Source organism: Escherichia sp. MOD1-EC6021, from assembly GCF_002965245.1.
Taxonomy (GTDB): Bacteria; Pseudomonadota; Gammaproteobacteria; order Enterobacterales; family Enterobacteriaceae; genus Escherichia; species Escherichia coli_F.
This window is the reverse complement of sequence record NZ_PTRU01000057.1, coordinates 1-7,949: the sequence shown is the minus strand read 5'-3', so window position 1 is coordinate 7,949 and position 7,949 is coordinate 1. Positions and strand designations below refer to the sequence as shown.

6 protein-coding genes are annotated in these 7,949 nt (G+C 54.7%); all 6 read left to right on the top strand.

Annotated features, from left to right (window positions below):
- Positions 1 to 613, top strand: a 613-nt coding sequence (locus BEB54_RS27075) for a GTPase family protein (protein ID WP_236943386.1), incomplete at its 5' end; no start/stop codon positions are given.
- Between the two features lie 371 nt (positions 614 to 984).
- Positions 985 to 4,104, top strand: a complete 3,120-nt coding sequence (agn43, locus tag BEB54_RS27070; protein WP_105282331.1) for an autotransporter adhesin Ag43 — start codon at positions 985 to 987, stop codon at positions 4,102 to 4,104.
- 120 nt (positions 4,105 to 4,224) lie between these two features.
- Complete coding sequence (locus tag BEB54_RS27065) at positions 4,225 to 6,741, top strand: hypothetical protein (RefSeq protein ID WP_096996863.1); 2,517 nt, start codon at positions 4,225 to 4,227, stop codon at positions 6,739 to 6,741.
- 75 nt (positions 6,742 to 6,816) lie between these two features.
- Entirely contained in the window at positions 6,817 to 7,272 is a 456-nt protein-coding gene (locus tag BEB54_RS27060) for an IrmA family protein (RefSeq protein ID WP_000581504.1), read from the top strand.
- Between the two features lie 78 nt (positions 7,273 to 7,350).
- Positions 7,351 to 7,584 (top strand): DUF905 family protein, encoded by a 234-nt coding sequence (locus BEB54_RS27055; RefSeq protein WP_032240929.1) that lies wholly within the window; start codon positions 7,351 to 7,353, stop codon positions 7,582 to 7,584.
- 99 nt (positions 7,585 to 7,683) lie between these two features.
- The coding region (locus BEB54_RS27045) for a DUF932 domain-containing protein (protein ID WP_024199427.1) at positions 7,684 to 7,949 on the top strand (266 nt) is incomplete at its 3' end.

Below are 7,949 nucleotides of genomic sequence, written 5' to 3'. Positions count from 1 at the left end.
TATCACTGACCTGCCCGGGGTGGGCGAGAGCCGGGACAGGGATGCAGAGTATGAAGCCCTGTACCGTGACATTCTGCCCGAACTGGACCTGGTGCTGTGGCTGATTAAAGCCGATGACCGCGCCCTGTCTGTGGATGAGTATTTCTGGCGACACATCCTGCACCGGGGACATCAGCAGGTGCTGTTTGTGGTGACGCAGGCCGACAAAACGGAGCCCTGCCATGAATGGGATATGGCCGGTATTCAGCCTTCTCCCGCACAGGCACAGAATATTCGCGAAAAAACGGAGGCGGTATTCCGTCTGTTCCGGCCCGTACATCCGGTTGTGGCCGTATCGGCCCGCACCGGCTGGGAACTGGATACGCTGGTCAGTGCGCTCATGACAGCGCTTCCCGACCATGCCGCCAGTCCCCTGATGACCCGCCTGCAGGACGAGCTGCGCACGGAATCTGTCCGGTCTCAGGCCCGTGAACAGTTTACCGGTGCGGTGGACCGGATATTTGACACGGCGGAGAGCGTCTGTATTGCCTCTGTTGCACGCACGGTTCTGCGTGCCGTCCGTGACTCGGTGGTCTCTGTTGCCCGCGCTGTATGGAACTGGATTTTCTTCTGAACACTCTGCCAGGGGAAATGCCTGATTACATTGCGTTAACCAACTGAAAACATGACCCCCCCCCCTCATACCCACCTCTTTCTCTTGCGTGACTTCCCTGCTGTTAATAGAATAAAACGATCGATAAAACAGGTATCGATCGTTACTATCGATCGTTTATAGTGGTTAATGGTCTGCGAAAAGGCAGCTGAATCTCTTCATCATGCAGAACGGAATTGCACACAACGGACTGATGCTTCTCTGGCGGATGAGAGAGGGGAAACATTTATGTCCGGGAAAAACCACTTTATCTGACCATGCTGTTTTGTACCTGCCGGTACCCACATCTGTGGGTACCGGCTTTTTTATTCACCCTCTGTAAGGAAAAGCTGATGAAACGACATCTGAACACCAGCTACAGGCTGGTATGGAATCACATTACGGGCACCCTGGTGGTGGCCTCCGAACTGGCCCGCTCACGGGGAAAACGCGCCGGTGTGGCGGTTGCGCTGTCTCTTGCTGCTGTCACATCAGTCCCGGCACTGGCTGCTGACACGGTTGTACAGGCGGGAGAAACCGTGAACGACGGAACACTGACAAATCATGACAACCAGATTGTCTTCGGTACGGCCAACGGAATGACCATCAGTACCGGGCTGGAGTATGGGCCGGATAACGAGGCCAATACCGGCGGCCAATGGATACAAAATGGCGGTACCGCCAACAACACTACTGTCACCGGTGGTGGTCTTCAGAGAGTGAATGCCGGAGGAAGCGTTTCAGACACGGTTATCAGTGCCGGAGGCGGACAGAGCCTTCAGGGGCAGGCAGTGAACACCACTCTGAACGGCGGTGAGCAGTGGGTACATGAAGACGGGATTGCAACGGGTACCGTCATTAATGAGAAGGGCTGGCAGGCCATCAAATCCGGCGCAGTGGCAACCGACACGGTTGTGAATACCGGCGCGGAAGGGGGACCGGATGCGGAAAATGGTGATACCGGGCAGACCGTCTACGGAGATGCCGTACGCACCACCATCAATAAAAATGGTCGTCAGATTGTGGCTGCTGAAGGAACGGCAAATACCACTGTGGTTTATGCCGGCGGCGACCAGACTGTACATGGTCACGCACTGGATACCACGCTGAATGGGGGGTACCAGTATGTGCACAACGGCGGTACGGCGTCTGGCACTGTTGTAAACAGTGACGGCTGGCAGATTGTCAAAAACGGGGGTGTGGCCGGGAATACCACCGTTAATCAGAAGGGCAGACTGCAGGTGGACGCCGGTGGTACAGCCACGAATGTCACCCTGAAGCAGGGCGGCGCACTGGTTACCAGTACGGCTGCAACCGTTACCGGCATAAACCGCCTGGGAGCATTCTCTGTTGTGGAGGGTAAAGCTGATAATGTCGTACTGGAAAATGGCGGACGCCTGGATGTGCTGACCGGACACACAGCCACTAATACCCGCGTGGATGATGGCGGAACGCTGGATGTCCGCAACGGTGGCACCGCCACCACCGTATCCATGGGAAATGGCGGTGTACTGCTGGCCGATTCCGGTGCCGCTGTCAGTGGTACCCGGAGCGACGGAAAGGCATTCAGTATCGGAGGCGGTCAGGCGGATGCCCTGATGCTGGAAAAAGGCAGTTCATTCACGCTGAACGCCGGTGATACGGCCACGGATACCACGGTAAATGGCGGACTGTTCACCGCCAGGGGCGGCACACTGGCGGGCACCACCACGCTGAATAACGGCGCCATACTTACCCTTTCCGGGAAGACGGTGAACAACGATACCCTGACCATCCGTGAAGGCGATGCACTCCTGCAGGGAGGCTCTCTCACCGGTAACGGCAGCGTGGAAAAATCAGGAAGTGGCACACTCACTGTCAGCAACACCACACTCACCCAGAAAGCCGTCAACCTGAATGAAGGCACGCTGACGCTGAACGACAGTACCGTCACCACGGATGTCATTGCTCAGCGCGGTACAGCCCTGAAGCTGACCGGCAGCACTGTGCTGAACGGTGCCATTGACCCCACGAATGTCACTCTCGCCTCTGGTGCCACCTGGAATATTCCCGATAACGCCACGGTGCAGTCGGTGGTGGATGACCTCAGCCATGCCGGACAGATTCATTTCACCTCCACCCGCACAGGGAAGTTCGTACCGGCAACCCTGAAAGTGAAAAACCTGAACGGACAGAATGGCACTATCAGCCAGCGTGTACGCCCGGATATGGCACAGAACAATGCTGACAGACTGGTCATTGACGGTGGCAGGGCAACCGGAAAAACCATCCTGAACCTGGTGAACGCCGGCAACAGTGCGTCGGGGCTGGCGACCAGCGGTAAGGGTATTCAGGTGGTGGAAGCCATTAACGGTGCCACCACGGAGGAAGGGGCCTTTGTCCAGGGGAATAAGCTGCAGGCCGGTGCCTTTAACTACTCCCTCAACCGGGACAGTGATGAGAGCTGGTATCTGCGCAGTGAAAATGCTTATCGTGCAGAAGTCCCCCTGTATGCCTCCATGCTGACACAGGCAATGGACTATGACCGGATTCTGGCAGGCTCCCGCAGCCATCAGACCGGTGTAAACGGTGAAAATAACAGCGTCCGTCTCAGCATTCAGGGCGGTCATCTCGGTCACGATAACAACGGCGGTATTGCCCGTGGAGCCACGCCGGAAAGCAGCGGCAGCTATGGCTTCGTCCGTCTGGAGGGTGACCTGCTCAGAACAGAGGTTGCCGGTATGTCTGTGACCGCGGGGGTATATGGTGCTGCTGGCCATTCTTCCGTTGATGTTAAGGATGATGACGGCTCCCGTGCCGGCACGGTCCGGGATGATGCCGGCAGCCTGGGCGGATACCTGAATCTGATACACAACGCCTCCGGCCTGTGGGCTGACATTGTGGCCCAGGGAACCCGCCACAGCATGAAAGCCTCATCGGACAATAACGACTTCCGCGCCCGGGGCTGGGGCTGGCTGGGTTCGCTGGAAACCGGTCTGCCCTTCAGTATCACTGACAATCTGATGCTGGAGCCGCAACTGCAGTACACCTGGCAGGGACTCTCCCTGGATGACGGCCAGGATAACGCCGGTTATGTGAAGTTCGGGCATGGCAGTGCACAACATGTGCGTGCCGGCTTCCGTCTGGGCAGCCACAACGATATGAACTTTGGTAAAGGCACCTCATCCCGTGACACCCTGCGCGGCAGTGCCAAACACAGTGTGCGTGAACTGCCGGTGAACTGGTGGGTACAGCCTTCTGTTATCCGCACCTTCAGCTCCCGGGGGGACATGAGCATGGGTACAGCCGCAGCCGGCAGTAACATGACGTTCTCACCGTCACAGAATGGTACGTCACTGGACCTGCAGGCCGGACTGGAAGCCCGTGTCCGGGAAAATATCACCCTGGGCGTTCAGGCAGGTTATGTCCACAGCGTCAGCGGCAGCAGCGCTGAAGGCTATAACGGTCAGGCCACGCTGAATGTGACCTTCTGACAGAACCATCGCCTCTCTGTGGTCCCGGTCATCATGATCGGGACCCGGACCGGCGCAACGGATATTCAACGCCACATTCGCTGGCATTAACAATAACATGATATTCATCACGGAGTGACTATGTTACAGATAGTCGGCGCGCTGATCCTGCTGATCGCAGGATTTGCCATTCTTCGCCTTTTGTTCAGAGCATTAATCAGCACGGCTTCTGCGCTGGCAGGGCTCATATTGCTGTGTCTGTTCGGCCCGGCCTTACTGGCTGGCTATATCACCGAACGCATAACCCGGTTGTTCCATATTCGCTGGCTGGCAGGCGTATTTCTGACGATTGCCGGAATGATCATCAGCTTCATGTGGGGACTTGATGGTAAACATATCGCGCTGGAGGCTCACACCTTTGACTCTGTGAAATTTATTCTGACCACCGCTCTCGCCGGTGGTCTGCTGGCTGTTCCCCTGCAGATCAAAAACATTCAGCAGAACGGGATCACACCAGAAGATATCAGCAAGGAAATTAACGGGTATTACTGCTGTTTTTATACTGCCTTTTTCCTTATGGCGTGTTCTGCATGCGCACCATTGATCGCGTTACAGTACGATATTTCACCGTCACTGATGTGGTGGGGCGGGTTGTTGTACTGGCTGGCTGCATTAGTGACGCTGCTATGGGCGGCCAGCCAAATCCAGGCGCTGAAAAAACTGACCTGTGCCATCAGCCAGACACTGGAAGAACAACCGGTGCTCAACAGTAAATCGTGGCTGACCAGTTTGCAAAACGATTACAGCCTTCCTGACTCACTGACGGAGCGCATCTGGCTGACGCTCATTTCTCAACGGATTTCCCGGGGAGAGCTGAGGAAATTTGAACTGGCAGACGGAAACTGGTTACTGAACAATGCCTGGTATGAAAGAAACATGGCAGGGTTTAACGAACAGTTGAAAGAGAACCTGTCATTCACACCTGATGAACTGAAAACGCTCTTCCGGAACCGCCTGAATTTATCACCGGAAGCGAATGACGATTTTCTCGATCGTTGCCTGGACGGCGGTGACTGGTATCCCTTTTCAGAAGGTCGCCGTTTTGTATCATTCCATCACGTGGATGAGCTTCGTATCTGTGCCTCCTGCGGGCTGACAGAAGTACATCATGCCCCGGAAAATCATAAGCCGGATCCGGAATGGTACTGCTCCTCTCTTTGTCGCGAAACAGAAACACTGTGTCAGGAAATTTATGAACGCCCTTACAACAGCTTTATTTCCGATGCAACGGCGAATGGTCTGATTCTCATGAAACTGCCGGAAACCTGGAGTACAAATGAGAAAATGTTTGCTTCCGGAGGGCAGGGACATGGGTTTGCCGCTGAACGGGGAAACCATATTGTCGACAGAGTCCGTCTGAAAAACGCACGGATCCTCGGTGATAATAATGCCAGAAATGGAGCAGACAGACTGGTCAGCGGAACAGAAATCCAGACGAAATATTGTTCAACTGCAGCCCGTAGCGTCGGTGCGGCATTCGACGGACAAAACGGACAGTATCGTTACATGGGAAATAATGGCCCCATGCAACTGGAAGTCCCCCGTGATCAGTATGCCGGCGCTGTTGAAACCATGAGGAATAAGATCCGCGAAGGTAAAGTACCCGGTGTAACCGATCCCGCAGAAGCATCCCGGCTGATTCGTCGGGGACATCTGACTTATACTCAGGCCCGTAATATCACCCGGTTCGGGACCATCGAATCGGTCACTTATGATATTGCCGAGGGTTCGGTTGTCAGTCTGGCGGCCGGAGGGATCAGTTTTGCCCTGACGGCATCGGTCTTCTGGCTCAGCACCGGCGATCGCGATGCTGCCCTGCAGACAGCTGCTGTCCAGGCAGGAAAAACCTTCACCCGCACACTGGCTGTCTACGTCACAACCCAGCAACTCCACCGGCTCAGTGTTGTTCAGGGTATGCTGAAGCACATTGATTTTTCGACTGCCAGCCCGACTGTCCGACTGGCTCTTCAGAAGGGGACCGGTGCAGGAAATATCAGTGCCCTGAACAAAGTGATGAAGGGTACGCTGGTGACATCTCTGGCACTGGTAGCTGTCACAACCGGCCCTGACATGATCAAAATGTTGCGGGGACGGATCTCCGGTACGCAGTTCATCAGGAATCTTGCCGTGGCATCTTCCGGTGTGGCAGGTGGTGCTGTCGGGTCAGTGGCGGGCGGAATACTGTTCAGTCCACTGGGACCATTTGGTGCACTGACAGGGCGTGTGGTTGGCGGTGTTCTGGGGGGAATGATTGCCTCCGCTGTATCAGGAAAAATTGCCGGAGCGCTGGTTGAAGAAGATCGCGTCAAAATTCTGGCAATGATTCAGGAGCAGGTGACATGGCTTGCCGGCAGTTTCCTGCTGACCGGACATGAGATTGAAAATCTGAACGAGAATCTGGCCCGTGTTATCGATCAGAATGCTCTGGAGATCATTTTCGCCGCCGGTATACAACAACGGGCCGCGACCAATATGTTAATCAAACCACTGGTGGTCAGTATCATCAGGCAACGCCCCGTCATGGAATATGATGCATCCCATCTCGGCAATATGGTTAACCGACTGGAAGAAGCATTACCCCCGGAGTTACCGGCATAACGGCTATTCTGCGCCTTTTACGCTTTATCACCTGATTTGTCAGTGTCATCGTCATGACTCAGAGAGGTAAATACCATGATTCACCTGTTCAAAACCTGCATGATTACCGCCTTCATTCTGGGGTTAACGTGGTCTGCCCCACTCCGGGCACAGGATCAACGTTACATCAGTATACGCAATACAGATACGATATGGCTCCCGGGAAATATTTGTGCTTACCAGTTCCGGCTGGATAATGGCGGAAACGATGAAGGATTTGGCCCCCTCACCATCACTCTGCAACTCAAAGACAAATATGGTCAGACGCTGGTGACCAGAAAAATGGAAACGGAAGCTTTTGGTGACAGTAATGCCACGCGAACCACAGACGCATTTCTGGAAACGGAGTGCGTGGAAAATGTCGCCACAACCGAAATCATTAAAGCAACTGAAGAAAGTAACGGCCATCGTGTCAGTCTGCCGTTATCGGTTTTCAATCCCCAGGACTACCATCCACTGCTGATTACCGTTTCCGGAAAAAACGTTAACTGATCCCTGAAGTCAGTTTCATGCTTCAGCCTCTGTCACAACGCGTGGCAGAGGCTTTTTATTTATCAGGAGAAAACAGATATGCCGGGTTACACAGAGTATGTCCTGGCTGAAGGATCTTTCTCATACGGGCAGGCGGTTGCTGTCATAACAGCTTACCGCAATGTGTTTATCCAGGATGACCCGGGAATGCATTTCCGTCGGGTTATCCGCAACGCGGAAGGTCAGCGACGCTGGCGCTGCCGGAATTCTGAACCCGATGCCGGAAAGGCGCTTAATACGCGGCTCGCCAGTGACGGTCTTCTCAGACAATAAACGTCATTCATTTCACCCATCAGGCCGCGTCTTCTCCGGGAGACGTGGCTTTTTCATTTATTACACCAGTAAATCTTAACCACCGATAAGGAGCAAATTATGCGACTAGCCAGTCGTTTTGGTTATGCGAACCAGATACGCCGTGACCGTCCGCTGACACACGAAGAACTGATGCACTATGTGCCGGGGATTTTCGGGGAAGATAAACACACGTCCCGAAGCCAGAACTATACGTACATCCCCACCATCACCGTACTGGAAAGCCTGCAGCGGGAAGGCTTTCAGCCATTCTTCGCCTGCCAGACCCGTGTGCGCGACCCGGGCCGCCGGGGATACACAAAACACATGCTGCGTCTGCGGCGGGC